The 26,290-nt window shown below is 72.4% G+C and carries 24 protein-coding genes, 2 tRNA genes and 1 pseudogene; 14 read left to right on the forward strand and 13 right to left on the reverse strand.

What is annotated here, in order from left to right; genetic code table 11:
• The first annotated feature begins 22 nt into the window (after positions 1–22).
• Positions 23–1,456 (forward strand): MATE family efflux transporter, encoded by a 1,434-nt coding sequence (locus ACP95_RS06140; RefSeq protein WP_049980365.1) that lies wholly within the window; start codon positions 23–25, stop codon positions 1,454–1,456.
• Positions 1,457–1,565: 109 nt separating this feature from the next.
• A pseudogene (locus tag ACP95_RS06145) lies at positions 1,566–3,934 on the forward strand (DEAD/DEAH box helicase).
• Positions 3,935–3,980: 46 nt separating this feature from the next.
• Here the strand turns inward: ACP95_RS06145 and ACP95_RS06150 are convergent.
• The 6 genes from ACP95_RS06150 to ACP95_RS06175 all read right to left on the reverse strand — a co-directional run bounded on the left by ACP95_RS06150 (position 3,981) and on the right by ACP95_RS06175 (position 9,759).
• A complete protein-coding gene (locus ACP95_RS06150; RefSeq protein WP_161782059.1) occupies positions 3,981–5,084 on the reverse strand; it encodes a Brp/Blh family beta-carotene 15,15'-dioxygenase in 1,104 nt (367 codons plus the stop codon).
• Complete coding sequence (locus tag ACP95_RS06155; RefSeq protein ID WP_049980366.1) at positions 5,081–5,842, reverse strand: lycopene cyclase domain-containing protein; 762 nt, start codon at positions 5,840–5,842, stop codon at positions 5,081–5,083. The genes ACP95_RS06150 and ACP95_RS06155 overlap by 4 nt, the downstream gene beginning before the upstream one ends.
• A gap of 83 nt (positions 5,843–5,925) precedes the next feature.
• Positions 5,926–6,675: a bacteriorhodopsin gene (locus ACP95_RS06160; RefSeq protein WP_082224603.1), complete on the reverse strand. Its 750-nt coding sequence runs from the start codon at positions 6,673–6,675 to the stop codon at positions 5,926–5,928.
• A gap of 58 nt (positions 6,676–6,733) precedes the next feature.
• Entirely contained in the window at positions 6,734–8,788 is a 2,055-nt protein-coding gene (locus tag ACP95_RS06165) for a bacterio-opsin activator domain-containing protein (RefSeq protein ID WP_082224604.1), read from the reverse strand.
• Between the two features lie 223 nt (positions 8,789–9,011).
• Positions 9,012–9,085 (reverse strand) — tRNA-Ile (locus ACP95_RS06170).
• Between the two features lie 83 nt (positions 9,086–9,168).
• The gene (locus tag ACP95_RS06175) at positions 9,169–9,759 is read right to left on the reverse strand and encodes an FxsA family protein (RefSeq protein WP_049980369.1); all 591 of its coding nucleotides are present in this window, start codon (positions 9,757–9,759) and stop codon (positions 9,169–9,171) included.
• Between the two features lie 117 nt (positions 9,760–9,876).
• Between ACP95_RS06175 and ACP95_RS06180 the strand changes: the two genes are divergently transcribed.
• From ACP95_RS06180 to ACP95_RS06200, 5 genes are all read left to right on the forward strand, one after another.
• Positions 9,877–10,275, forward strand: a complete 399-nt coding sequence (locus ACP95_RS06180; RefSeq protein ID WP_049980370.1) for a DUF5778 family protein — start codon at positions 9,877–9,879, stop codon at positions 10,273–10,275.
• Between the two features lie 79 nt (positions 10,276–10,354).
• Entirely contained in the window at positions 10,355–11,641 is a 1,287-nt protein-coding gene (gene hemA / locus ACP95_RS06185; protein ID WP_049980371.1) for a glutamyl-tRNA reductase, read from the forward strand.
• 43 nt (positions 11,642–11,684) lie between these two features.
• Entirely contained in the window at positions 11,685–11,960 is a 276-nt protein-coding gene (locus tag ACP95_RS06190) for a 4a-hydroxytetrahydrobiopterin dehydratase (protein ID WP_049980372.1), read from the forward strand.
• Between the two features lie 25 nt (positions 11,961–11,985).
• On the forward strand, positions 11,986–12,381 hold the full coding sequence (gene lwrS, locus ACP95_RS06195; protein ID WP_049980373.1) for an LWR-salt protein: 396 nt from the start codon (positions 11,986–11,988) through the stop codon (positions 12,379–12,381).
• 47 nt (positions 12,382–12,428) lie between these two features.
• Positions 12,429–13,076 carry an HAD family hydrolase gene (locus tag ACP95_RS06200; protein WP_049980374.1) on the forward strand — a complete coding sequence of 216 codons (648 nt, stop codon included), beginning with the start codon at positions 12,429–12,431 and terminating at the stop codon, positions 13,074–13,076.
• Here ACP95_RS06200 and ACP95_RS06205 read toward each other — a convergent pair.
• The 4 genes from ACP95_RS06205 to ACP95_RS06220 form a co-directional block, all read right to left on the reverse strand.
• Entirely contained in the window at positions 13,073–13,678 is a 606-nt protein-coding gene (locus ACP95_RS06205) for an SGNH/GDSL hydrolase family protein (RefSeq protein ID WP_049980375.1), read from the reverse strand. The two genes, ACP95_RS06200 and ACP95_RS06205, sit on opposite strands and share 4 nt — an antisense overlap.
• On the reverse strand, positions 13,678–15,576 hold the full coding sequence (locus ACP95_RS06210; RefSeq protein ID WP_049980376.1) for a molybdopterin biosynthesis protein: 1,899 nt from the start codon (positions 15,574–15,576) through the stop codon (positions 13,678–13,680). Before ACP95_RS06210 ends, ACP95_RS06205 begins: the two co-directional genes overlap by 1 nt.
• Positions 15,573–16,811 (reverse strand): molybdopterin molybdotransferase MoeA, encoded by a 1,239-nt coding sequence (locus tag ACP95_RS06215; protein ID WP_049980377.1) that lies wholly within the window; start codon positions 16,809–16,811, stop codon positions 15,573–15,575. The genes ACP95_RS06210 and ACP95_RS06215 overlap by 4 nt, the downstream gene beginning before the upstream one ends.
• A 226-nt stretch (positions 16,812–17,037) precedes the next feature.
• Entirely contained in the window at positions 17,038–17,751 is a 714-nt protein-coding gene (locus ACP95_RS06220) for a class I SAM-dependent methyltransferase (protein WP_049980378.1), read from the reverse strand.
• Between the two features lie 111 nt (positions 17,752–17,862).
• Here ACP95_RS06220 and cmk point away from each other — a divergent pair, with 111 nt between their 5' ends.
• The 4 genes from cmk to ACP95_RS06240 all read left to right on the forward strand — a co-directional run bounded on the left by cmk (position 17,863) and on the right by ACP95_RS06240 (position 20,827).
• Positions 17,863–18,441: a (d)CMP kinase gene (gene cmk, locus ACP95_RS06225; RefSeq protein WP_049980379.1), complete on the forward strand. Its 579-nt coding sequence runs from the start codon at positions 17,863–17,865 to the stop codon at positions 18,439–18,441.
• A gap of 2 nt (positions 18,442–18,443) precedes the next feature.
• Positions 18,444–19,373 carry an RNA-guided pseudouridylation complex pseudouridine synthase subunit Cbf5 gene (locus tag ACP95_RS06230; RefSeq protein ID WP_049980380.1) on the forward strand — a complete coding sequence of 310 codons (930 nt, stop codon included), beginning with the start codon at positions 18,444–18,446 and terminating at the stop codon, positions 19,371–19,373.
• 213 nt (positions 19,374–19,586) lie between these two features.
• Entirely contained in the window at positions 19,587–20,660 is a 1,074-nt protein-coding gene (locus tag ACP95_RS06235; protein WP_049980381.1) for a succinylglutamate desuccinylase/aspartoacylase family protein, read from the forward strand.
• Between the two features lie 96 nt (positions 20,661–20,756).
• Positions 20,757–20,827, forward strand: a tRNA-Pro gene (locus ACP95_RS06240).
• A gap of 95 nt (positions 20,828–20,922) precedes the next feature.
• On the opposite strand, the gene ACP95_RS06245 is transcribed toward ACP95_RS06240, so the two are convergent.
• From ACP95_RS06245 to ACP95_RS06255, 3 genes are all read right to left on the reverse strand, one after another.
• Positions 20,923–21,978 carry a sensor histidine kinase gene (locus tag ACP95_RS06245; RefSeq protein ID WP_049980382.1) on the reverse strand — a complete coding sequence of 352 codons (1,056 nt, stop codon included), beginning with the start codon at positions 21,976–21,978 and terminating at the stop codon, positions 20,923–20,925.
• Between the two features lie 110 nt (positions 21,979–22,088).
• Positions 22,089–22,595 (reverse strand): universal stress protein, encoded by a 507-nt coding sequence (locus tag ACP95_RS06250; RefSeq protein ID WP_049980383.1) that lies wholly within the window; start codon positions 22,593–22,595, stop codon positions 22,089–22,091.
• A gap of 59 nt (positions 22,596–22,654) precedes the next feature.
• Positions 22,655–23,029, reverse strand: coding sequence for a DUF192 domain-containing protein (locus ACP95_RS06255; RefSeq protein ID WP_049980384.1), 375 nt, complete (start codon positions 23,027–23,029; stop codon positions 22,655–22,657).
• Between the two features lie 72 nt (positions 23,030–23,101).
• Here ACP95_RS06255 and ACP95_RS06260 point away from each other — a divergent pair, with 72 nt between their 5' ends.
• The 3 genes from ACP95_RS06260 to ACP95_RS06270 all read left to right on the forward strand — a co-directional run bounded on the left by ACP95_RS06260 (position 23,102) and on the right by ACP95_RS06270 (position 26,282).
• Positions 23,102–23,677 carry a DUF7097 family protein gene (locus tag ACP95_RS06260; protein ID WP_049980385.1) on the forward strand — a complete coding sequence of 192 codons (576 nt, stop codon included), beginning with the start codon at positions 23,102–23,104 and terminating at the stop codon, positions 23,675–23,677.
• An 81-nt stretch (positions 23,678–23,758) separates the two neighbouring features.
• Entirely contained in the window at positions 23,759–24,313 is a 555-nt protein-coding gene (locus ACP95_RS06265; RefSeq protein WP_049980386.1) for a GMP synthase subunit A, read from the forward strand.
• Between the two features lie 64 nt (positions 24,314–24,377).
• On the forward strand, positions 24,378–26,282 hold the full coding sequence (locus ACP95_RS06270; RefSeq protein WP_049980387.1) for a DUF2070 family protein: 1,905 nt from the start codon (positions 24,378–24,380) through the stop codon (positions 26,280–26,282).
• Positions 26,283–26,290 lie beyond the last annotated feature (8 nt).

Below are 26,290 nucleotides of genomic sequence, written 5' to 3' on the forward strand. Positions count from 1 at the left end.
CGTAATGAGCGTACGATACCGGATGTTCGACCTCGACTCGGGCGAGATCACCGAGGGACGGCTCTCGCGGGCGCTGCTCGTGCTGGCGGCGCCGCTGGTGGCCCAGAACCTCGTGCAGGTGGCCAACTCCGCGGCCGACGTGTTCTGGCTGGGGCGGTTGGGCGACGGCGCCGTCGGCGCCGTGGGGCTGAACCAGCCGATCATGGCGCTGTTGTTCGTCCCGCTGACGGCGGCGATGGTCGGGACCCAGGTGCTCGTCTCCCAGCGGATCGGCGGCGAGAACCAGTCCGGCGCGCGGAAGGCGGTGTTCCACGGGATCGCGCTCGCGTTCGTCGCGGGGCTGATCCTCGCGCTGCTGGTCGCGCCCACCGCCGGCCCGATCGTCCGCCTGCTCGGCGCGGGGCCGGACGTGGCGCCCCAGGCCGCGGCGTACCTCTCGACGTACATGCTGCTGTTCCCGCTCACCTCCGTCAGCGACACCGTCGAGATGGGGTTCGTCGGGGCGGGCGACTCGAAGACGGCGATGTACCTCAACTTCCTCGCGATCGGCGGCAACCTCGTGCTGGACCCGCTGCTGATCTTCGGCGTCTGGATCTTCCCGGAGTACGGCGTCGCCGGCGCCGCGCTGGCGACCGTGCTCGGCTACACGATGTCGATGCTGCTCGGCCTCTACTGGCTGGCCGGCGACCACGGCTCGATCTCGCTGTCGCTCGCCGACGCCGGCCTCGACCTCGACGAGCTCCGCGAGATGGTCGACATCGGGCTCCCGGCGGGCGGCCAGCGGCTCGCCTCCCAGTCGGTCCGGCTGGTCGTCGTCGCGATCGTCACGGTCGTCGGCGGCGCCGCGGGGCTCGCCGCCTACACCGTCGGCGCCCGCATCGCGACCATCGCGTTCGTCCCCGCGCAGGGGCTCCAGCAGGCGGGCCAGAGCGTCGTCGGGCAGAACCTCGGCGCCGACCGCCCCGACCGCGCCCGGCGGGCGACGTGGCTCGGCGTCGGCATCGCCGCCGGCGCGCTGGCGGTGATCGGCGCGATCCAGCTCCTGATCCCGGAGCTGCTCACTGGGGCGTTCGTCCCCGACCTCTCGGAACGGGGTCGGGCGCTCTCGATCCGCTACCTCGAGATCCTCGCCTACGGCTACTGGGCGATCGGCGCGACGTACATGCTGCTCGCGGGGCTCAACGGCGCCCGGCGTACGAAGACCAGCCTGATCGTCGACCTCGTGAAGTACTGGGGGATCCGGCTCCCGATCGCGGTGCTCGCGCTGCCGGTCGGGCTCGGCGTCGGCGCGCTCGGGCTCTCGATCGCCCCCGGCCTCGGCTGGGGGATGGACGCCATCTTCTGGGCGGTGACGGGGTCGAACGTCGCCGCCGCGCTCGGGCTGGCGATCTACTTCTACTACGCGACGAGCGAGGGGATGATGCGCCAGGCGGCGGACGTGGCGGCCGCCGATTAGGCCGGCGGCGGGGCGTCGCGGCGTGGTCGTTTCGCCGGCGCCCCGGCGACGGGCGCGCCCACGCGAGCGAAGGAAACCTCTTTCTCCGTGGCCGTCCCGACTCCGGGTAGTGTCTCAGCGCTCCGACGCCACGGCCCGCGTCGCCGACGCCGTCCCCGAGTTCGCCGCGGCGTTCGCGTTCGAGGAGTTCAACGCGATGCAGCGGGAGGCGCTGCCCGCCCTCCTGGAGAGCGACGAGAACGTCGTCGCCAGCGCGCCGACCGCCTCCGGCAAGACCGCGCTCGCGGAGCTGGCGATCTGCAAGACGCTCCGGGAGGGCGGCACCGCCCTCTTTATCGCGCCGATGCGGGCGCTGACCAACGAGAAGGAGGCCGAGTGGGACCGCTTCGAGGAGCTCGGCTACTCCGTCTACGTCGTCACCGGCGAGCGCGACCTCGACCCGCGCCGCGCCGAGCGCGCGGACATCCTCGTGATGACGCCGGAGAAGACCGACTCCGCCACCCGCAAACACGAGTCGGCGCGCTACGGCTTCATCACCGACGTGGACTGCTGTGTGATCGACGAGGTCCACCTGCTCGACTCCGAGAAGCGCGGCTCGGTGCTCGAGGTGACGGTGTCGCGGCTCCGCCGGCTCTGTGACCCCCGGATCGTCGCGCTCTCGGCGACGATGCCCAACGTCGAGGACGTGGCGGAGTGGCTCGACGCGCCGCCGGAGAGCACGTTCGCCTTCGGCGACGAGTACCGTCCGGTCGACCTCGAGACCGGCGTGAAGACGTACAGCCACGGCGAGAACTCCTTCGCGGACAAGTACCGCCGGCTCTACCGCGCGCTCGACCTCGCGAAGCCGCATATCCGCGAGGAGGGCCAGTCGCTCGTGTTCGTCTCCTCGCGGCAGGACACCGTCCGCGCCGCCGAGAAGGCCCGCGACGAGACGACCGAGTGGGAGATCGAGATGGGCTCCCGCGGCGAGTACGACTTCCACACCGCCGCCAAGGAGCTCGAGAACGAGAAGCTGCGCCACGCCGTCGTCGACGGCGTCGCCTTCCACCACGCCGGGCTCTCGCGCAACGACAAGGACCTCGTCGAGCAGTGGTTCAAGGAGGGGAAGATCCAGCTCCTCTTCTCGACCTCGACGCTCGCGTGGGGGGTGAACCTCCCCGCCCGCTGTGTGGTGATCCGCGACACGAAGTACCACGACCCGCTGGAGGGCGAGGTCGACATCTCGCCGCTGGACGTGCTCCAGATGCTCGGCCGCGCGGGCCGGCCGGGGTACGACGACGTGGGCTACGGCTGGGTGGTCTGCGACGCCGACGAGGCCGACAAGTACCGTGGCCTGCTGCGCGAGGGGAAGGAGATCGAGTCCACCCTCGCCGGCGACATCGAGACCCACCTCAACGCCGAGGTGGCGATGGGGACGATCCGGGGGCTCGACGACGTGATGGACTGGGTCGAGACGACGTTCTACTACGTGCGCGCCCAGTCGAAACCCGACGCGTACGAGTTCGAGAACCTCCGCGAGCGCGTGCGCGGGACCGTCGAGAGCCTCGTCGACTCGGGGTTCGTCGAGACCGACGACGACCTCGGGGTCGAAGCCACCACCCTGGGCCGGCTCGCCTCGAACTACTACCTCCGCTCGACACCGCCGAGCGCTTCCGCGAGCTCTGCGAGCGCGACCAGCTGACCGGCGACGACGTGCTCGAGGCCGTCGCCGCCGCCGGCGAGTTCGACTCCGTCTCCGCGCGCCAGTCCGAGACCGAGGCGATCGACCGCGCGCTCGACGGCGCGGGCGTCGACACCGAGCTCGAGAACGGGAACCGGAAGGTGCTCGCGATCCTCCACGCCGCGACCGACGGGCGCACGCCGAGCGAACTCCGCTCGGACGCGTGGATCATCCGGCAGAACGCGCTCCGGCTGATCGCCGCGCTCCGGGAGTTCGCCGCCGCCTTCGCCGGCCCGCGGGCCGCCAACCTCGTCCGCCGGATGGAGGCACGGGTCGAACACGGCGTCCCCCGCGACGCGGTTGGGCTCACCGCCGTCGACGGCGTCGGCGCGGGCCGCGCGGAGTCGCTGGCCGGCGCGGGGTTCTCCGCCCCCGCCGAGCTGGTCGACGCCGGCGCCGACGCGCTCGCGAACGCGGGACTCTCCGACAGCGTCGCCGAGCGCGTCGTCGACGCCGCGGGCGACCTCCCCCGGCTCTCGGTCGACTGGGGCGAGTTCCCGGAGTCGATCCAAACCGGTGAGAACGAGATGTGCGAGCTCACCGTGCGCAACGCTGGCGGCGGCGCCCGCGCGGGGATCCGCGTGACCGTCAACGGGACGGAGATGACCGAGACGGCGACGTACCTCGGCGACGGGGAGACCGTCCCGGCGCCCGTCTTCGGCGCCGACGCCGACGAGCTGCGGTTCGTCGTCGAGGTCACGTTCCCCGAACTGCCGCTGGCCCCGGTGCGCGAGGACCGGACGGTTCGGGTCGAGTAGGCGCGAGGTGGGCGGACCGGCCACGTCGGCGCGCCGGCGAGCGATCTCACCGCACGATATCGGCGCCGCTGCCCCCGTCGCTCCACACCCCTTCCGCGTGGTCCATCAGCGTCACGACGACGACGTGGGGGAGCGTCACCACCGCGACGAACACCAGGTACAGCGCCGCGTACTCCGGCACCGTCCGCACCGTCGCCGGCACGACGGTGCCGAAGCCGACGAGCAGCACGAGCGAGAGCGCCGTCAGCGGCGCGGCCTCGCGGGCGAACCGCCGCCCCGCCCCCCAGAGCCACACCGCCAGCGCAGTGAGCGTCCCCGACGCCGCCCGGCCGGGGGAAAGCAGCAGCAGTCGCGCGATGTGTCGGAGCGCGTGCCAGCAGGTGAAGTACAGCCCGACCGCCACCAGCGGCGGGACGACCGCGAAGTACGCCCAGAGGAGGGCGACCTCGGCGGCGTCGACCCGCCAGCGCCGGCGGCCGTCGTCGCCGGCGACGAGCCGCCCCGCGGCGAGCGTGCCGAGGCTGAGGAGGGCGAACCCGGCGCCCAGGGCGGCCCGCGTCTCGGGCGCGAACAGCCACGGGAGGGCGAGCTCCACCCCGAACAGCGCGACCCACGCCGACAGCACCGCGCGGTAGCGCTCGGGGAAGGCGAGCAGCGGCACCAGCATCGGCAGGCCGCCTCTGACGAGCAGCGTCCCCCAGCGGACCGCCCGGGAGCGGAGGTGGTCGGCGGCGAGCAGCCGCCGGAGCACCCACACGTCGCCCTGCCCCCAGTGGAACCACGTCAGCGCGATGAACCCGAGGGCGGCGAGCCGCGGCGCCGCCAGCCAGCCGAGCGCGTACCCCCCGCCGAGCACGAGGTAGATCGCGCCGACGACGGCCGCGCCGGTCCGCGTTCGCTCGACGGGCAGCGGGCCGTCGGCGCCGAGGCGTGACGGGACGAGGTGGTCGACGGCGCCGTGGGGGAGGCCGAACAGGACGACGCTCAGCCCCAGCGGGAGATACCGGCCCCACGTCGGCAGCGAGAGCCCGGCCGCGCCGCCGAGCGCGGCGACGACGATCAGGGCGGCGAACAGCAGCCGGACCGGCCGGCCGAGCAGCGCCCGCACGAGCCGCGGCCGGGCGTCGCCGGGCGCGGTGGGGTCGCTCACAGCCATCGGTCCCGGACCCAGCGAGCGAGCACCAGCCCCTGCACGACGAACACGTTCGTCACGAGGAAGAACAGCGCCTCCTCGACCGGCAGCCCGGCGATCGTCACCCCGGTCGTGTACGTCGCCGAGAGCTCCCAGACCCCCTGCCCGATCGCGATCCGGTCGACGACCGAGAGGTACAGCGTGGGGACGGCGACGCCCAGCAGCACGGTCCGCCGGCGCTCGAGCAGCGCGGGCGCGCCGACGGCCCACTGCAGCGCCAGCACCGGCGCCGCCCACGCGAGGATGGCACCGAGGTAGAACGTCGGGTCGCTCTGGAGGAACCAGACGCCGAGCACGCCGACCGCGCCGGCGAGGCCGACCCCGAGGAGTCGCTCGCGGGTTCGGCGCCGCCGGCTCCGGCGCCGCTCGTCGGCCGGATCCGCCCGGAGGTGGGAGAGCCACAGCGCGGTCAGCACCGTCTGGGCGCCGAAGAACGCGTACTCCGACACCGGCGCGTATCCGATCCGGGCGAGGATCCGGCCGGGCCCGTACCCCCAGACCCCCCGCGCGATCAGGAAGTTGTCCCACGGCGTCGTGTACAGCATCGCCAGCGCCACCAGCAGCGTCACGTCGAGCCAGTAGCTCCGGTTGGCGCCCCGGACCCAGACGGTCCGCTCGGGGGCGTGTCGCCGCGACACCGTCGTCGCCGCGAGCAGCGTGAGCACTGCCGGGAGCACGAACGCCGCGTGGAACTGGGGGTAGGTGAGGCCGGTCATTGGCTGGGGAGTCTCGACGGTTCGGGGCGGCCGTCAGCCGGCCGCCCGCACGATGCGACCGCGTGCGTCGCGGGGCGTCGAGCTCAGTCGGCCGGCTCGGCGCCCGCAGCGCCGCTCGAGCTCACGGCGTCGAGCGCCTTCCGGCTGGAGAGCAGGATGTAGCCGAACCCGACCTTCGCGGTCAGGTCGAGCACCATGAACCCCGCCGTCTCGACGTTGATGCCGACGACGCCGAGCCCCTCGGTGCCCACGAGCCACCAGACCGGGTACACCAGCCAGACGACGACGATGAGCGTCCGGAGCGTCTCGAACGTCGAGCGCACGTCGCCGCCGAGCTCGTCGACGCGGTCGTCGAGCGTGCCGTACAGCATGTACAGCAGCACGAGCAGGAACCCCGTGCTCACGCCCCACCAGACGAGCCGGCGGGCGCCGACGCTCAGCGCGCCAGCGCCGGCCGACAGCGTCGCGACGGCGCCGGTCGCGATCATCAGCATGTCCAGGCCGACGAGGCTGGACAGCTCGTTCCGCGTCGCCCCGGCGAGCAGGCCGAGGTCGAGTAGCAGCAGCGGCGTGGTGAAGAACCAGTCCGTGTACCGCGCCCAGTAGATGGGCAGCTCCTCGCCCGCGATGGTCACTGTGGTCAAGCCGAACCCCAGCGCCATCGCGAGATAGTTCACGAACGCGATCGCCGTGATGAATATCGTCACGATGTAGAACTCCTGTCTGCGCTCGTCGGTCTCGCCCCAGCCGCGGGCGATGAAGTACAGCATCCCGACGAACATTCCGATCGTCCCGAGCCACAGCCATATCGACTCCGAACCTGGGTTTGGCATGATGCAACTCGGTTATCGCACGTCAGTGGCAGTAAACGTCATACACAACCAGTTAGGGTCACCGCGCGACCGCCTCGTCGAACGCCGTCAGCAGCTTCCGGAGGGCGGCCCGCAGATGCTGGTGGAACGTCGAGCGGGCCACCCCGAAGCTCTCCGCGAGCTCGTCGCCGTCGGTCTCGCGGGGCCACTCGAAGTAGCCCGCGGCGATCGCGGTCGCGAGCGCCCGGTGCTGGCGGTCGGTGAGCCGCTCCTCGACGTCGACGACGAACTCCGTCAGCGTCGTCTCCCGGGCGGGCCGCTCCCGGAACCCCCGCACGTCGACGCGGCCGTACTCCGTCTCGACCGCGTCGACGAGCGAGCGGGCCGTGGCCTCCTGCTCCCCGCGGGCGACGACGGTGACGCCCCCGCCGTCGACCTGGAGGTCAGCGAGCCGGAGCCCGTGGGTCTCGACGGCGTCGAGCAGCGGCAGGTCCCGCAGCGCGAACGCGAACAGGGGGTTCTCCGCCCGGTCGGTGATACACGTCCACGAGCGGACGCCCGGGACGGCGTCGGCGGCGTCCCGCAGCGCCGCGGCCGTCGCGTCGGCGGCCGTACAGAGCACCGTCCGGCCGTCGTCGCCGGGCACGACCCCCGCCTGCCGGAGCGAGCAGTCGGCCCGCTCGGCCAGCCGCGCGAGGGGGAGCGCCGACCCGTCGACGGTGAACTCGACCTCGAACCCGCTGTCGGTGGTGAGCGAGCTCTGGCTGTCGATGGCGTTCAGCCCGACGCCGATCGTCCGGCCGATCGCCGCCAGCACCGCCCGCTCCTCCCGCCCCAGCGAGGTGTCGGCGTCGGTGTACACACAGAACAGGCCGAACAGCGTCCCCCGGTAGGTGACGGGGACCGCCGCCACGTCGCCCACGTCGGTGCGGAACCCGGCGTCCTCGGCGACCGCCACCGTCCGGTCCTCGACCGCCCGCGAGAGCAGCGCCGGCTCGGGGCGGCCCGCCCCGTCGACGCCGTCCAGCGCCGTCCCGCCGTCGGTGGAGACGGGCGACCGCGGGTCGCTCACCGGGACCGAGCCGAGGCTCGCCGCGGGGTCGGTCTCGAGCGTCGAGACGGCGGTCCACTCGGGCTCGATCCGCTCGGTCGCCGGGTCGTACGTCGCCAGCCACGCGGCCGCGTAGGTGGTTCCGAGCCGCGAACAGACCGCCTCGCCGAGCGCCGGCCGGCTCTGGGCCTCGACGACCGCTCCCGTCACCTGTTCGACCAGCCCGTCGAGGCGGTCCAGCAGCGTCCGGAGCGTCTCGCGCTCCTCGGCCAGCGCCGCACGGTGGCGCTCGGCGGCGAGTTCGGCGCGCTTGCGCTGGGTGATGTCGTTCTGGAACCCCGCGTAGTGGGTCACGCGCCCGCTCTCGTCGCGGATCGGCGCCAGCGACACCGCCTGCCAGAACATCTCGCCGCTCCGGTCGTAGTTCCGGAGCTCGACGCGAACCGATTCGCCGGCGTCGATCGCCTCGCGCATCCGCCTGACGGGCTCGTCCTCGGTCGCCGGCCCCTGCATGAACCGGCAGTTCCGACCGATCGCGATCTCGCGGTCGTAGCCGGTCTGCTCGACGAACTTGTCGTTGACGTACACGAGCGGCTGGTCCGGGTGGGTCACGTCGGCGACGGTGATCCCGACCGGCGCCTCGTTGAGCACGCGCGCCGTCGACGGCGGGGTCCCCTCGGTCTCCCGCACCGCCGCCGGGCCGACAGACTCGCCGATTGCGTCCGCCTGGGCGGGGGGCTCGGCCAGTTCGTGGACGACGCCGACGAGCGTCGCCACGGGGTTCGGCCCCGCGGGGTCGACGGCGGTGTCCGCCCCCGGTAGCGACGCGTCGTCCAGGACACAGCAGCGCACGTCGTGGTCGTTCGCCCGGTCGACCAGCGCCGCCGCGCCGTCGGCGTCGCCGGCGACGACGAGCACGTCGACAGTGCCGTCCGGTAGTCGTTCGCCCGCACCTGTGACCGAGTCGGCGTGGCTCTCCGCGAGACCGGCCTCACGCAGGCGCTCGCGGAACGTCGCTGTCGCGGGGAACGTCGACGGCAGGGGGCCAGCGACGAGCACGTGTGGTTTGGGCTCACCAACCATGTGGAACTGTGTAAATATGTGTACGAGCCTGCATAGGTGTTGTCCCCGAGCGGTCGGTGTTCCGACCCCGCGATCGGCGGGCTCACGGTCGAGCTGGCGCTCTCTGGGGCGCGCGGTCGTGGCGGCGACCGTCGGGTCGCTTTCGTACCGAACTGGCCGGAGAAGCCTCTCGGAAGTGTTGTGGCGGCAGGTTAGGTGGCTGGGGAGTCAGCCCGAAAGTGGATGGGCCAACGCGGATTTGAACCGCGGACCTCCCGGTTATCAGCCGAGCGCTCAACCTAACTGAGCTATTGGCCCAGGTGAGCGCATTACGTCGTTGGCCGGCGCATCTGTTAAGGCTTTCTCTTCGCCGACCGCGACGCCCGCGGCCGGTTCTGGCCTCACTCGTCGTCGTCTTTCGTCCGGTACTCGTCGGCGCCCACGTCGTACACGTCCTCGCCGTCGTCGGCGCCGCCGGACGGGTCGTTCGTCGCGCCGTCGAACGGGCCGGCGTCGCCGCCGCCGAAGGGGCCGTCGCCCTGGAACGGGCTGGCGCCGTCGTCGCCGTCGTTCGGGAACCCGCTCGTCCAGACGCCGCCGGTGACGAACCCGTCGGTGCGCTCGTCGAGCTTGGGGACGACGACGAACCGCTTCAGCAGCAGCCGGATCGGGTAGCGCGTCGGCGGGATCGTGAGCAGGAACCCCAGCGCGTCGGTCACCACGCCGGGGGTGAGCAGGAACGCCCCCGCGGCGATCAACAGCGCGCCGTCGAGCAGTTCGTCCGTCGGCGCCTCCCCGCGGGCGGCTTTCTCCTGGATCCGGGCCAGCGTGTGGCGTCCCTCGGCGCGGACCAGCAGCATCCCGACCAGGCCGGTCAGCACCACCAGCAGCACCGTCGCCTGCCAGCCGAGGTAGTCGGCGACGACGACGAGCAGCAGCGCGTCCGACAGCGGGATCAGCAGGAGCGCCGGGATCACGTACCGGAGTCGCATCACCCACAGTTCCCGCGGCGGCCGGATAGCCCTTTCGCGTGGTCGACGGCCTGGTACGCTCGTCGAAAGCGGGCGACGAACCGCCACCGGTAAACCCTCGCCGCTCCCAGTGCTCGCATGGCCGACGCCGTCGACGACGAACTCTACAGGCGGGCCACGCGCCTGCTCGAACCCGGGGAGATCGAACTGGAAGGCAGCATCGTCCACACCGACCTCGCGGGCGAGGAGGACCTGGAGATGCACGAGCTCACCGTGGCGATCAACGACGTGATCGCCGACTACGCCGGGAAGGGCGAGAGCTACATCTACGCCGGCAACGACAGCGAGGAGTACGCCTCCAACCAGTTCCAGGGGAAGACCGTCGCCGCCGACGAGTTCGTCTGGGAGTGTCAGCAGCTCCTCCGGGAGGGGACGTTCGACCTGGTGTTCTACTACGAGGCCGGCGTCGACCAGTCGGCGCTCGCCGACGAGCTCGGGGCGCTCGATCACGTCGCGCAGGTCACCACCGTCCCCTGAGCCGAACCTGTTCGGCTCACCCCCACGCCGTATCCGGAACCTTTTACCCCGCACCGGGGTTAATCCCGTCGAGAAAGCCGTGACCGGAGTGATCACTGGCGTGAGCGTCTCCCACTCGCTCGCGACCGTCGAGGAGGTGGAGTCGGCCGCGCCCGAGGACCCCAGCGCGGCCGCCCAGCGACTCGCTGCCCGGTCGGGCGTCGACGAGAGCGTCGTGCTCGCGACGTGTAACCGCGCGGAGGCGTACGTCGTCACCGACGACGGCGCCGACGGCCGCGAGGCGCTGGCCGACTTCGCCCCCGAGGTCCGCGAGGGCGCGGTGACGCAGTTCGACCACGAGGGCTCGATCCGGCACCTGATGCGGGTCGCGAGCGGGCTGGAGTCGCTGGTGCTCGGCGAGGACCAGATAATCGGGCAGGTGAAGGCGGCGATGGAGCGCGCCCGCGAGGACGGCACGCTCGGCCCCGTGCTCGAGGAGGCGCTGCTGAAGGCGGTCCACGTCGGCGAGCGCGCCCGCACCGAGACGGCGATCAACGAGGGCACGGTCTCCATGGGCTCGGCCGCGGTCGAGCTCGCCGCCCGCGAGGCCGACCTCGACGACGCGACAGCGCTGGTGCTGGGCGCCGGCGAGATGGGGACGCTCGCGGCCCGCGCGTTCGACGGCGCGGGCGTCGACCGCCTCGTCGTCGCCAACCGCACCGTCACGAACGCCGAGCACGTCGCCCAGGACGTGGGCGTCGACGCGGAGGCGGTCGGCCTCCACGACGCCCCCGCCGCCGCGAAGGAGGCGAGCGTCGTCGTCGCCGCGACCGGCGCCGACGACGCGGTGCTCGACGCCGACGACCTCGACGGCGCCGACGCGGTCTGTGTCGACATCGCCCGGCCGCGGGACATCGACCCCGCGGCCGACGCGCTCGACGGCGTCGTCGTCCACGACATCGACGACCTGGAGCGCGTCACCGAGCGCGCCCACGAACAGCGCCGGACGGCCGCCCGACGGGTCGAGGCGATGATCGACGACGAGCACGACCGCCTGCTCTCCTCGCTCAAGCGCGCCCGGGCCGACGAGGCGATCCGCGGGATGTACGAGGGCGCCGAGCGGATGAAGGCCCGCGAGCTCGACCGCGCGCTCACCAAGCTCGAGGCCCAGGGCGAGCTGACCGAGGAGCAGCGCGAGACCGTCGAGGCGCTGGCGGACTCGCTGGTCTCCCAGCTGCTCGCGCCGCCGACGAAGAGCCTGCGCGAGGCCGCCGGCGAGGACGACTGGAACACGATCCAAACCGCGATGGAGCTGTTCGACCCCACGACCGACGTCGTCGACGCCGAGGGTGCGCCCGACGCCGCCGAGGAGCCCGCCGGCGAGTAGTCGCCGGGCGAACCTTTTCCTCCCTTCCGCGCGAGTATCGAGTATGGCCGAGCCACTGGACGACGACGAGATCGAGCGCAAACTCCCCGACGACTGGGAGTACGACGGCGACGAGATCATCCGGACGTACGAGTTCGACAACTACGGCAGCGCCGTCCGGTTCGTGAACGACGTGGCCGACCTCGCCGACGAGGAGTTCCACCATCCCGAGATCACGCTGCGCTTCGACGAAGTGGAGGTGCGCTTCACCACCCACGAGGTCGGCGGCGTCACCGCGAAGGATCTCCGGCTGGCGGACTACACCGACGGCGAGTACTGATGGCTCCCCACCCGCGTGGTCGTCGATGAAGGCCGCCTACACGTTCAGGGCGGCGTTCCGCGTGCCGACCGACGGCGCCGCGCTCGACCCGAACCGGTTCGAGACGACGCTGCGGCTGTTCGCGCCCGCGCCGGGCGTCGAACCCGGCCCGGAGCGGATCGACTGGCTGTTCTTCCGCGACCGGCTCTGGCACGGCGAGATCGGCGACGAGGCACCGCTGCGCGACGCCGCGAGCGACTGGCTCGGCGTCGAGGTGGTGTCGCTGTCGTTCTCGGAGCTCCGGGCCGACGACGAGTACCTCGACGCGCTGCGGGCCGAGATCGAGCGCGACCTCTCGCGGTTCAACGCCGAGAGCGTCGACGAGGTGGTCCACCAGTACCTCGGCTCGTCGGTGCACGTGGTGGCGACCGGGGCGGTGTAACCCGCGTGAGAAAAGCACTTACCCCCGTACCCGCTAGCTCCGTCCCCATGTACGACTTCTGGCTCCTCGACCTCGACGGCACGGTCGTCGACGTGGAGCCCCGCTACCGCCACGAGGTGTTCGAGGCGGTCGGCGACCGGCTGGGTCGGGAGTTCACCCGCGAGGAGGTCGAGACGCTCTGGCACGGCCTCGGCGGCCCGCGCAGCGAGAAGCTGCAGGCGATGGGGCTGGACCCGGGGACGTTCTGGCCCGCCCTCCACGAGGCCGAGGACCCAGAAACCCGCGCCGAGGCGACGTTCGTCCACGACGACGCCGCCGCGCTGCTCGACGAACTCGACCGCGCGGGCCGCCCCGTCGGCGTCGTCACCCACTGCGCGCCGTTCCTCGCGAACCACGTCGTCGACCACCTCGACCTGCGCTCGCGCTTCGACGCGTTCGTCACCTGCTCGGACGACCTGGGCTGGAAGCCCGACCCCGAGCCGGTTCGCCACACGATGGACCGACTCGGCGTCGACGACGGCGGCGACGGCGTGCTCGCCGGCGACGGCTCCAGCGACGTGGGTGCGGCGTGGAACGCCGGCCTCGACGCGGTCCACGTCGAGCGCCACGGCCCGGAGCGCCGCGGCCAGTGCGTGCTCGCGGACCACCGCGTCGAGCGGTTCACCGAGCTCGACGACCGCGTTCTCCCGAACTAATCCCCGATCGCCTCGCGGGCGACCGGACCGATCCGCTCCAGAAACAGGTCGTGCTGGGCCGGCGCGGGGTGGAGGTCGTCGCCGGCGATCAGTTCCGGGCGATCGACCACCTCCCTCGACGGCGGTACCACGTCGACGAGCCGCGTCCCCCGCGCTTTCGCTTCCGCTCGGACGATCTCGTTGTACCGTTCCAGTCGCTCGGCGTGCTCGGCGGGGTCGTTCTCCCGTCCGACAGGCGTGAGCGTGTAGTCCGGCACCGTGAGCACGACCACGGAGTCGGGATCCGCGGCGAAGCCGAGCGCGCGGTCGAGCAGCGCCCGGAACTTCGGCGCGAACGTCGCCGGCGGCTCGCCCTGGAAGCAGTTGTTCGCGCCGATCAGCAGCGTCACGAGGTCGAACGGACCGTCCGGTCCTCGATCGCTGATCGCCGCGTCCAGGTCGTCGGTCGTCCAGCCGTTCTCGGCGATCACGACCGGGTCGGCGACCGACTCGTCCGCCTCGCGCAGCCGTGCTGTGAGCTTCGACACCCAGCGCTCGCCGGGATCGACCCCGGTGCCGATCGTGTAGGAGTCGCCGAGCGCGAGGATCCGTCGCCCGGCCATCACTCCGCGGCGCTGAACCCCGGCAGCTCGGCCAGCAGCTCGTCGATGCCCGCGAGCGCGGCCTTCAGCTCCTCGACGCCCGGCTTCTCGACGCGTGCGGGGTTGGCCCGGACGCGGACGGTCTGCGTGTCGACGGGGACGAAGCCGAGCCCCAGCTTCTCGGCGGTCGCGCGCAGCCCGAGGCCCGCGTCAGCTTTCCCGGCGAGCACGCGCCGCGCGGGGCTCTCGTGAGCCTTGAGCGTGAACTCGTAGCCGTCGATCGCGGCCTGCAGGTCGGCGGCGTCGGCGTCGCGCGCGGCGGCCAGCCGTTCGAGTTCGGCGTCGGCGCTGGCCCTGAGCCCGGTCGCCGTGTCGAGGTTGACGAAGCGCAGGTCGCCGTCGACCAGCGTCCCGAACCCGTCGACGCCGTCGGGGTTGTCCGCGGGGACGATCAGCCCCCACTCGCGCTCCCAGGCGCCGAGTTCGACCGCCTCCACCTCGCGGCGGACGGGGCCGGCGACGACGGCGGCGTCGGGCAGCCCGTCGCGCAGGCGCCGCAGCCCCTCCCGAGAGCCGACGGGGAGGAACCGGCTCGAGCCGAGCCCGTCCAGCAGCCGGGAGAACGCGGGGTCGTCCTCGCCGAACGCGAGCAGCGCTGGCGTCCGGACGTTCGGCGAGAACAGCGTCACCCGCACCTGCTCGCCCTCGGCGAGGTACTCCGTGTCGGCGTCGACCTCGACGACGCCGTCGGCCTCGACGAGGCTGGTGGTCGCGCCCGACCCCTTGTCGACGGGGTAGACGAGCGTCTCGCCCGCCTCGTTCTCGACGAGCCCGACCGGCATCAGCCGGGTACGCCCCTCGCTGTAGCGCTCCTCGGCCGCGAGCGTCCCCTCGACGGTCGCGGTCCGTGGCTCGGGCACGCCCGCCGCTCGCCGGATCGCCGGCGCGACGAACGTCCGGAAGATCGTGAGCGCGGAGACGGGGTAGCCCGGCAGGCCGACGTAGGCGCTGTCCTCCAGTCGCCCGACGAGCATCGGCTTCCCCGGCTTGACGGAGACGCCGTGGAGCAGGAGTTCGCCGCGGTCCTCGATCACCTGGTACACCACGTCGACGGCCGACGCCGACGTGGAGCCCGAGGAGAGCACCAGGTCGCACTCCGCGGCGGCGGTCGTCAGCGCCTCCTCCATCGCCGCCATGTCGTCGCCGGCGTGGGGGTAGAGTTCGGCCTCCCCGCCGGCCTCCTCGACGCCGGCGGCGATGGTGTAGCTGTTCACGTCGTAGATCTGGCCGGCGTCGCTGTTCAGCTCCTCGCCGGGCCGGACCAGCTCGTCGCCGGTCGAGACGATCCCGACCGTCGGCTTCCCGCGCACCTCGACCTCGCCCGCCCCGAGCGCCGAGAGCAGGCCGATCTCGCGGGGCGTGAGCTCGGTGCCGGGCCCCAGCGCGCGCTGGCCGGCGGCGATGTCGGCGCCGGCGGGCATCACGTGGTCGCCGGGCGCGACCGAGGTGCGGATCTCGATCGCGTCGCGCCCGTCTGCGGCCTCGTCGGTTTTCTCGACCATCACCACCGCGTCGGCGCCGTCGGGCATCACCGCGCCCGTCGAGATCTCGGCGCACTCGCCGTCGCCGACGGCCACGTCGGGCTCGCTGCCGGCGTGGACCGCCCCCACGAGCTCGAGCGTCGCGGGGTCGGCCTCGTCGGCGCCGAACGTGTCGCCCGCCCGGACCGCGTAGCCGTCCATCGACGCCCGGTCGAAGCCGGGCACGTCGAGGTCGGCGTCGACGCGCTCGGCGAGGATCCGCCCGCGGGCGTCCTCCAGGGGGACGGTCTCCGGCTCGGGCTCGAGGTCCAGCGACGCGATCGCCTCGTGCGCTTTCGCCGGCTCGGTGAGGTCGCGGAACTCCTTGCGGTCGCTCATTGGCGGGCCTCCCAGTTCTGGACCGCGACGGTCTCGCCCGCGTCGATCCCCTCGGCGGCCTCCGGGACGACGACCCAGCCGTCCGCGAGCGCGACGCTCGACAGCACGCCCGAGCCCGACACCCGGGTCGGAACCGCCGCGGGGAGGGGGTCGTCCTCGCGCTCCTCGAGCGTCACGCGGGCGAACGTCCGGACGCCGGGCTCGCTGGCGATCTTCCGCTCCAGGACGGCCTCAGTGGTCGGGTGGGGTGGCAGCGGCGCGTCCATCGCGCGCTTCACCGCCGGGCGGAGGAACTGCACGGCGTTGACGATCGTCGCGACGGGGTAGCCCGGCAGCATCAGCACGGGCGTCCCCTCACAGACGGCGAAGCCGAACGGGTGGCCCGGTTTGAGCGCGACGCCGTGGACGACGATCTCGCCGAGCTCCTCCAGCACCTCGGGCAGCAGGTCGCGCTGACCAACCGACGAGCCGCCGGAGGTGACGACGAGGTCGCCGTCGAGCCCCGAGCGGATCGCTTCCTCCAGCGCGTCCTCGTCGTCGGGCACCACGTCGAGCTCGGTCGGCTCGCCGCCCCAGCGCTCGACGAACCGTGCGACGGTGAGGCCGTTGGTCTCGATCGTCTCGCCGGGGCCGGGGTTCGCCTGCACCAGCTCGTCGCCGGTCGGGATCACGGTCACGTCGGGCTTCTCGAACACCGGAACCTCGGTGAAGCCGACGGACTTCAGCAGGCCGAGATCGGAGGGTCGCAGGACGGCGCCGGGGTCGTACAGATGCTGGCCCTCGGTCACGTCCTCGCCGGCGGGGGCGACGTTCTCGCCCTCCGCGACGGCGTCGAACACCTCGACATCGTCGGCGATCGGTTCGGCCTGCTCGATCTTCACCACGGCGTCGGCGCCGTCGGGCAGCGCGCTCCCGGTGTGGACCCGGAGCGCCTGGTTCGGGCCGACGGAGCCCGCGGTCGGTTCGTCGTCGACGGCGCGGAGGACCTCCGGCGAGCGGTCCGAGGCGCCGAACGTGTCGCCGGCCCGGACCGCGAAGCCGTCCATCGCCGCCTCCGGCGCCGACGGCACGTTCGCGGGCGCCTCGAGCGTCGTCGCCAGCGTGCGGCCGTCCGCCTCCGCCAGCGGCAGGTGCTCGACGCGGCCGTGGGGGTCGACGGCGTCCCGCAGCGCCGCGAGCGCGTCGTCGACCCGGGTTCGTTGCTTGAAGCCGGACTGCTTCCGGTCGGTGCTCATTAGCAGGGGGTAGCGGTCCCGTGGTGAAAAAGGGGGGTAACCCCGGACCGCGGCGCGCGACCGGCGCGGGCCGTCGGGCCCGCGCACGGAGCCACGCCGCGGTCGGTACCCACGAATCACGGTCAGCGACCAGCGCGGGCCGTCGGGCCCTGCGCAAGGAGCCACGCCGCGGTCGGTAACCACGAATCACGGCCAGCGACCAGCGCCGTCGATCGACCCGCCGAACTCACTCCCCCAGCGCCATCGCGACGCTGTACATCCGCCCCTCGTCGCTGCTCCCGGTCGATTTCGCCAGCCGTTCGGCCTCGGTGATCAGCTGCTGGCCGAGCGCGTCGGGCAGCGACTTCGCGTGCCCGCGGACTTCAGCGGTGTGGGCCGTGAGGTGGCTCTCCGTCCACGGCACCGGCTCCAGGATCGTCCGGGTCCGATCGTGTTCCCAGCCGTGGCCGCCGAACAGGCGCCGCAGCCCGTCGGCAGGGTAGAACGTCAGCGCCGGTCGCGCCCCCGCCAGCTCGGCGGCGGCGTTCTCGACGCCGAACAGCTGCCGCACGGGCGAGTCGGGCGGCATCGGCTCGTAGTCGTCGACGACCAGCGTCGCGCCCGGCGCGGCGACGCGGGTGAGTTCGGCGGCGATCGGCGCCGCGGCGTCGTTCGGGAGCACGTTGAACAGCGCGTGGGCGGTGATCGCGTCGACGGCGTCTTCCGGGAGCGGGAGCGCCCGGAGGTCGGCCTCGAGCAGTTCGACGCGGTCGTCGTCCGGGAAGCGCTCGCGGACGCCCGCGGCGTGGTCGGCGCGGTCGGTGACGGCGTACACCTGTTCGGCGCCCGCGTCGAGCAGGCCCGCGGTGGCGTTGCCGACGCCGGCGCCGGCTTCGAGACAGGTCGCCCCGGCGAGGTCGCGGTCGGCGAGGGCGGTCGAGACGGAGTCGGGGACCTCCATGGGCGGTGGTCCGGCGCGGCGGGGCAAAGCGCTGGCGGGCGAGCGTCACGGTCTCCCACGGCGACGACCGCGAACGGCAACGACTTTGCCGCTCTGCCCGCGAGAGTCGCTATGTTACTCACCGTCTCCGGCCCGCCGGGCAGCGGGAAGAGCACGAACGCCGAACTGCTCGCGGAGCGTTTCGACCTCGAACACATCTCCGGCGGCGACATCTTCCGCCAGCTCGCCGACGAGCGCGGCTACACCCCCGTCGAGTTCAACGAGCTCGCCGAGGAGGAGGAACAGATCGACAAGGACCTCGACCGGCGCCTCCGCACCATCGCCGCCAGCCGTGACGACGTGCTGCTCGAGTCCCGGCTCGCGGGCTGGCTCGCGGCCGAGCACGCCGATCTGCGGTTCTGGCTCGACGCCCCGCTCGACGTGCGCGCCGAGCGCATCGCCGCCCGCGAGGAGAAGACCGTCGCGGAGGCCCGCGCGGTCACCGAGCGCCGCGAGGGGAGCGAGGCCAAGCGCTACGCGGAGCTGTACGACGTCGACATCACCGACCTGAGCATCTACGACGCCGCGATCAACACCGCCCGCTGGGGCGAGGAAGTCGTGCCGGAGATGCTCACCGCCGCCGTCGAGCGCTACGACCCCGAACTGGACGAAGGGAAGTACCCCGTCGAGGGCGTCCGCTACGAGTTCTGACCGTGACCGACCCGCTCCGCGACCCGCCGGGCGAGCGCGCCGTCGAGGAGCTCCTCAGTTTCGGCGTCGTCAACCTCGACAAGCCCGCCGGCCCCTCGGCCCACCAGGTGGCGGCGTGGGTCCGGGACCTCGCGGGCGTCGACCGCGCCGCCCACGCGGGCACGCTCGACCCGAAAGTGACGGGCTGTCTGCCGACGATGCTCGGCGACGCCACCCGGCTCGCCCCCGTCTTCCTCGAAGGCAGTAAGGAGTACGTCGCCGTGCTCGAACTCCACGGGCTGGCGCCGACGGACGCCGAATCGACGATCGCCGAGTTCGAGACCGAGATCTACCAGAAGCCGCCCCGGAAGAGCGCGGTCGCCCGGCGTCTGCGCTCCCGGGAGATCTACGAGCTCGACCTGCTGGAGCTACAGGATCGCCAGGCGCTCCTGCGGATCCGCTGTGAGAGCGGCACGTACGTCCGGAAGCTCTGTCACGACCTCGGGCTGGCGCTCGGCACCGGCGGACACATGGGCGCGCTCCGGCGCGTCGCGACCGACCCGTTCGACGACACCGACCTCCGGACGCTGCAGGACCTCGCCGACGGCCTCGCGTGGGCGCGCGAGGACGACGGCTCGTCGGCACGGGGAGCCGACGAGGACGAACACGAGGCGTTCCTCCGCGAGGTGGTCTCGCCCGCCGAGCGCGCGATGGCGCACCTGCCCGCGATCACGATCGCGCCCAGCGCCGCCCGGGAGGTCGCGGAGGGGGCGCCCGTCTACGCGCCGGGCGTCGTCGACTACGACGACGCGGCCGCCGCGCTCGACCCGGGCGACGACGACCTGCTCGCCTGCTACACGCCCGACGGGAGCGCGGTCTGTCTCGGGAAACTCGTCGGCGACCTCGACGCCGAGTCGGGCGAGGTGGTGTCGCTCGAGCGCGTGCTGGTGTAGGCGGAGCCTTTTTGCCGACACTCTCGAACGTGCTGGAACGATGACCGACGACGACGCGGACCCCGACAGCGATGACGAGCGCAGCCGCTCGGAACGCCTGTCCCACGGCGTTCTCAACGTGGTGGAGTTCGTTCTCGATCTCTTCTGACGCCGACTCCCGGCAACCACCGCCCGGGCCGTAGCTTCTTCCCCCGCCCCGACACAGCCTCGGGCATGGACATCGGCACCGCGAGCGCGGCACCCGGCGAACTGGCACGCGGCCACCTCGAACTCACCGACCTCCCGACGGGCACCCCGGAGAAGCTCCCGGTGATCGTCGCCAACGGTGAGGAAGACGGCCCGACGCTGTGGATCACCGGCGGCGTCCACGGCGACGAGGCGACCGGCGTCGCGGTGACGCAGGACGCGATGCGCGAGGATCTGCCCGAGCGCATCGCCGGCGCCGTCGTCGCCGTCCCGGTCGTCAACCCAGCGGGCCTGCGCCGGAACGCCCGGCGCTCCTACTACGGCGACGACGACCCCAACCGGAAGTTCCCCGACCCCGAGAGCGAGTCGTCCCGGCCCGCCGAGGTCCAGGAGCGCATCGACGAGCGGCTGTACGAGGCGATCGTCGACTCCGCGGACGCGCTGATCGACAACCACACCGCGGGCGTGAACTCGTTCCCGTTCGTGATCCGGGACCGCGTGCTCTACGGCGAGCGCCGGACCGAGGCGGAGGCCGAGGCACTCGCAGACGAACTGGAAGCGCTGGTGGAGGCGACCGGGCTCCCGCTGCTGACGGAGTACCCCGCCGAGGAGTACGTCGAGCAGTCGCTCCAGCGATCGACCGCGGGCGCGGTCTGCAACGCCGCGGGGATCCCGGCGTTCACGACCGAGCTCGGCGGCCACAGCGTCGTCACCGAGTCGACCCGGGCGGCCGGCGTCGCCGCGGCGTACGGCGTGATGGACGAGCTGGGGATGCTCGAGGACTGGCCCGACGCGGTCGCCGAACCTGGTAGCTTCGACGCACCGGTCGAGTTCCCCGTCCGGCGGTTCCGCGGGCCGCGAACCGACACTGCGGGGCTCGTCCGCCACCGGGTCGAAGCCGGCGACGCCGTCGAGGAGGGCGAGGTCGTCGCCGACGTGGTGAGTTCGACGGGCGAACAGCTGGACACCGTCGAGAGCGAGCACGACGGCTACGTGATCGGGCGGAAGGAGGGGCTGGCGGCGTACGAGGGCGACGCGGTGCTCAGCATGGCCGCCCGCGACGACGGCCCGCTGGTGGCGCCGCGGGACGCCGACGAGTAGGCGGTCGCCGTCGCGGAGGGCCACTCAGGACCGCGCTCGCGGGGCCGGCCCACGAAACGAAGTGCTTAACTGCCGGACGGCGCTTGTTCGAAACACGGGACCGTAGGGTAGTGGTATCCTCTGCCGATGGGGTCGGTAGGACCTGAGTTCGAATCTCGGCGGTCCCACTTTTCGCGACGCGAACATGGGTCCCAGAGAATCGGCTCCGCCGATTCTCGGTGGTCCCATTACTTCTCCGAGCCGATCCATTCCCGAGCGACAGTTACGCCAGCGGGAGCGTGATCCGCACGACCGAGCCGCTGGGCGTGCCGTCGGTCAGTTCGAGCGTCCCGTCCGACATCTTCACCGTCCAGTAGATGATCCAGAGCCCCAGCCCCTGGGTGTGCTTCATCGGCGTCTCCTCGGGCCCCTCGATCGCCTCGACGTCGAACCTGGGGATGCCGTCGCCCGCGTCGATGATCTCCACGACCGCCTGCCCCGCCCGGGTCGTGGACACGGCCGCGGTCACCTCGGCGCCCTCGGGGGTGTGCTCGATCGCGTTCGTCAGCGCTTCCCTGATCGCCCGCGGGAGGGCGGGATGTGCCCGCACGGTGGGGGCGTCGTCGAACCGGGTCGTGACCGACGCCGCCGGATGCGCCGCGCGGAGTGTCGCGACCTGTTCGTCGACGACCCCGGCGAGGTCGAACGTCTCCTCGTGATCGTTCTCCCGGATCGACACGATGTCCCGCGTCCGGTCGCTCGTCCTGAGTAGCTTCCCGAGGTGGTCCCGCACCACCTGTACGTCCGCCGCGACGGCGTCGGCGTCGTCGGCCGACTCGATCCTGTCCAGATAGCCGAACGAGACGGCGAGCTCGTTGCGCAGGTTGTGGCGGAGGACGCGCTGGTTGATCGTCAGCAGTTTGGCGAGGTCCTCGGCCTCGTCGAGCCGTTCCTCGGACTCGATCGCGTAGAGCCCGCCGCGGACGCCGACCCCGGCGCCGAGCGTCGCGGCGAACGCGACGAGGAAGAACAGCTCGACTGCGTGGCCCTCGAGCCGCCAGATCATCCAGATCGACAGCGCCAGCAGCGCGAACGACACCATCACCCCGACGGCGAGCCAGACGGTCCGCCACTGCCCCGCCGTCGAGATCCGCCGGTCGGGGAGCTGATAGCCGGTGACCAGCACGAACCCGGCGATGCTGCAGATGATGAACGCTTCGAGCGCCGTCCCGAGCCCCTCCCCCTCGGTCGCGAGGTGGGCGATCCCGAGCCCGAAACAGACGGCCCCCAGGAAGTACACCGCGTGTTGGGGCCCGATCCGTTCGGGAGAGAACGACACGGTGGCTCAGTTTGCGAACCATACACATAGTGTTTTCATTTCCCCGGTCACGAAGGCGAGCCTCCGAAAACGTGGGATCTCCAACAACTACGGCACGGGAGCGTCCGCCGCTACTCGGTCTCGCCGGCGTCGAACCCCGCCGAGTGGGGCGACGCCGACTGCAGCGTCTCCACGTTCGAGGGCGCGCGGCTCCGGACGATCAGCACGTCGTAGGCGTCGGTGGCGGCGACGCCGCCGCCGATGCTGCTGATCGACACGGTCAGGTGGCCGGCGTTCTCGCTGCCGATCACCACCGTCGAGGCGTCCTCCTCGCGGGCGATCCGGCGCACGTGCTTGGTGATCGTGCCCGCCGAGGCGTACTGGCCGACCGTCTCGTACCGGAACCGGGCGTCGGGCGCGAGCGCGCCCACCTGCTCCTCGAGCCGGCCGAGGACCGTCGGGAGGTCGAAGGGCTCGTCGTCGTCGAGCCAGCCGGCCTCGCGGGCGTACTCGACGTTCCCGGCTGGGACGACCGTGACGGCGACGACGCCCTCGTCGAACGCGGCGTCGAACGCCGTGGCTCGCACGAGCGCGCTCTCCGCGAGGTCGGAGCCGTCGAACGGCACGACGAGGGTCATACTGGACGTAGGGCCGGTTCGGGCAAGAGTCTGTTCGATGCGTCACGTCGCCGCCCGCCTCACTCCTCCAGTCGGACGACGTCGCCGGGTTCGACGCCGTCGGCGGCGCCGGCGGGGAGCTCGACGACCGTGTCGGCGAGCCCGTGGGCCAGCCCGCGGAACGGCTGCAGGCGCTCGACGGTGACCACCTCGTCGTCGACGATCCAGAGCACGTCGATCGGCTCGAACACGAACAGCGTGTGGATCGTCCGCGTCGCCGGCTCGTCGAACGGGAACACCAGCGCGTACCCCTCGGGGATCGACCGGCGGAACATCAGCCCGCGGGCCTGCGACAGGGGGCCGTCGGCCCGCTCCACGTCGTCGGCGAGCGTCTCGGTCGCGACGCCGCTTGCGAGCGTTCGCGCCTCCCCGTCGCGCTGGTGGACGAGTCGCACGCCGTCCGGTCCCCCCGCCGCCCTACTAAGCGTTCCCCCCGAGTTCAAGAGCGCGGGCGCCCCAGGGCCGGTATGGAGGAGACGCCGGAGGGGACGCCGGTCGGCGTCGACGACCCCTACGCGGTCGCCGGGCGCTGTGACCACCTCACCGACGACGGCCGGTGTCGCTACGCGCTCGAACACGCCGGCGACGACCCGGAGTTCGCGGCCGAGCGCCGCGCCGACGACTACGCCTGCGTCGTCGCCGACACCGAGGCGGCGGCCGTCGCGGACGCGGAGCCGGACTGGTCGCGCTGCCCCCACTACCGCTCGACTACCGACGCGAAGGCGTGCGCCCGCTGTGGGCTCGAGGAGGTCCGCGTCGCCCACGACTCGGACGCCCGGCCGCTGGTCGAGGAGCACCACCTCTCCTACGGCAGCGCCGGCGGGCGAGGGGCGGGGGGCGACGGGGCGGACGCCGACGAGCCCGCCCACGAGATCACGGTCGGCCTCTGTCGCTGGTGTCACACGAAGGTCCACCGCTCGTTCGCCCGCGTCGACGACGACGCGAGCCCCGACCCCGAGGCGCTCGCCGTCCGGGAGACACGCCGCGGCGAGGAGCAGTCCGAGATGGGGTTCCGGTCCGCCAGCGAGCGCCGCGAGGAGTGAGCGCCGCCGAACCGATGCACGGACGTGCGCATCTCTCCCCGGTTCCGAGGCGCTTTTGAGCCTCGTCGGCCAACCCAGCGTATGACCCGAATCGTCGTCATCGACAACCACGGGCAGTTCACGCATCTGGAGGGCCGCGCGCTCCGGGACATCGGCGTCGACACCGAGATCCTGGAGAACGACACCGACCCCGCCGAGATCGACGCCGACGGGATCGTGCTCTCGGGGGGCCCCTCGATGGACCGCGTCGGGCGCAGTGCGGAGTACCTCGAACTGGACGTGCCCGTGCTGGGCATCTGTCTGGGGATGCAGTTCATGGCCGAGGAGCTGGGTGGCAGCACCCACAGCGGCGAGTACGGCGGCTACGCCGACGTGACCGTCGAGATCCTCGACGACGAGGACCCGCTGCTCGGCGCGCTCGCTCCCGAGACGCGCGTCTGGGCCAGCCACGCCGACGAGGTCGACACGGTGCCCGAGGGGTTCGTCCGGACCGCCCGGAGCGACGTGTGCGAGGTGGAGGCGATGAGCGACCCGGACCGCGGGTTCTACGGCGTCCAGTGGCACCCGGAGGTCGCCCACACCGCCGAGGGCGACGCCGTGTTCGAGGCGTTCCGCGACATCTGCGACGCCTGGTAGGGCGGCGGCGTCCCCGAGAACGGAAGTCGCGGGTTTTTGGCCGTCCGGGTCTCACCCAGTCACGATGACGGCGTCCCAGAGCAACCTCGCGGGGCTCTCGCGGTTCATCTTCCGGGCCCCGAACTGGTACACCAGCCTCGCGTTCGCGCTGCTGGTCGCCGCCGTCGCGGGGATCGGCGCGTTCGACAGCGGCGACGCGGACGCGGTGTTCCGCGGCATCTTCTTCCTCGGCCAGGACGCGTGGGAGGGGATCTTCTTCATCGGCATCCCGACCGTCGTCGCCGGGTTCGCGACGCCGTGGGTCGACCGCTACACGGGCGGGCGGCTCACCTACAACCGCGCGTCGCTGCTCGCGCTGATCTGTGAGGTGGTGATCGTCGCCGTCGTGAGCGTCGCCGCGCTGCTGGCGTACCTGGTGTCGTGGCTCGACCAGACGTTCGTGTTCGACGCGCTGGTGTTCGCGCTCGCGTCGGTGTTCGCGCTCCGCCTGCTGGTGGTGATGGCGGTCTCCCGCACCTCGCTCCCGGTGGCGGTGCTCCCCGCGAGCATCCAGAGCGCCGTCGCCGCCGCGCTGCTGTTCGTCTACAGCGGGGCGATCCGCTACCTCGCCGACGGCGGCTCGGCGGCCCAGGCGTTCCTCACCCCGTTCCTCGACGAGTCCGCCGAGGCGCCGGGGGTGCTGAGCACGCTCTCGCCCCAGCAGTTCGGCCTGCTGGGCGTGCTCTGTGTGATCTACGCCGCCGCCGTCTGGGTGTTCCTCGTCGCGGTCGACCGGCCGTGGCGCCGCTCGATGGGCGTCTCCATGCTCGACTTCCTCCGGGGGTTCATCGGCCACGTCGCCGAGGGCACCCGGGAGCTGGAGGACTTCTTCGAGGAGCTGGGCGAGGAGGCGATCGTCCCGGTCACGGTGCTCGCGTTCCGGGCCGACGACGGCGCCGAGAAGGCGCGGTTCGTGCTCCCGATGATCCACCCCGGCCCCATGGGCGAGATCGGCGGCGGCAACCTCCCCGAGCGCGTCGCCGAGACCGCCGAGGGGCTGGCGTTCCCGCCCCACGCCACCGCCGGCCACGACTTCAACCTCGTCACCGAGCGGGAGGTCGAGCGGCTGATCGACGCGGCCGACCGCGCCCACGAGCGCATCGAGTACGGCGACGGCGCCACCGAGAGCGTCCGCATCGACGCCGGCGACGCCAAGCTGCTGGGCCAGGCGTTCGGCGGCGACGGCCTGCTGGTGAACACGTTCTCGCCGGAGTTCGCCGACGACGTGGAGTACGGCGTCGGCCTCACGGCGCGGGAGGGCGCCCGGACCAACGGGCTCGACGACGTGCTGCTCGTCGACGCACACAACTGCAACAACGGGCTCGACGGGCCGGACCTGGGCCACGTCACTCCCGGGAGCCCGCGCTCGTTCGACATGATCAACGCGGCCGAGGCGGCGGGCGATCGACTCGGCGACGCCCAAGAGGGCGAGCTGTCGCTCGGGACGGCGTGGGACGAGACCGAGTGGGTGCCCCAGGAGGGGATCGGCCCGCTGGGGATCCGCGTCGCCGTCGTCGAGGTCGACGGCCAGGAGACCGCCTACGTGCTCGCGGACGGCAACAACATGGAGCCGTGGCTGCGGGACCGAACCGTCGACCAGCTCCTCGAGAGCGTCGACGCCGCGGAGGTGATGACCACCGACACCCACATCGTCAACACGGTCGAGGCGGACAACCAGATCGGCGCCGAGATCGACCACGGCGCGTTCATCGGCGCGGTGTCCGACCTCGTCGACCGGGCCCGCGCGGACCTCGAACCGGTCGAGGCGGGGATGGCGACCGAGCGCGCGGAGGTGACGGTGTTCGGCAACGACCGCACCGAGACGCTCGCCTCCCACGCGAACGCGGTTGTCTCCCTCGGCGGCGCGTACGCGCTCGCGGTCAGCCTCGCGGTGATCGCGATCAGCGTGCTGCTGTTCTTCGTCACGTAGCGAGCCGA

The organism is Halolamina rubra, assembly GCF_000739555.1.
GTDB classification, from domain to species: domain Archaea; phylum Halobacteriota; class Halobacteria; order Halobacteriales; family Haloferacaceae; genus Halolamina; species Halolamina rubra.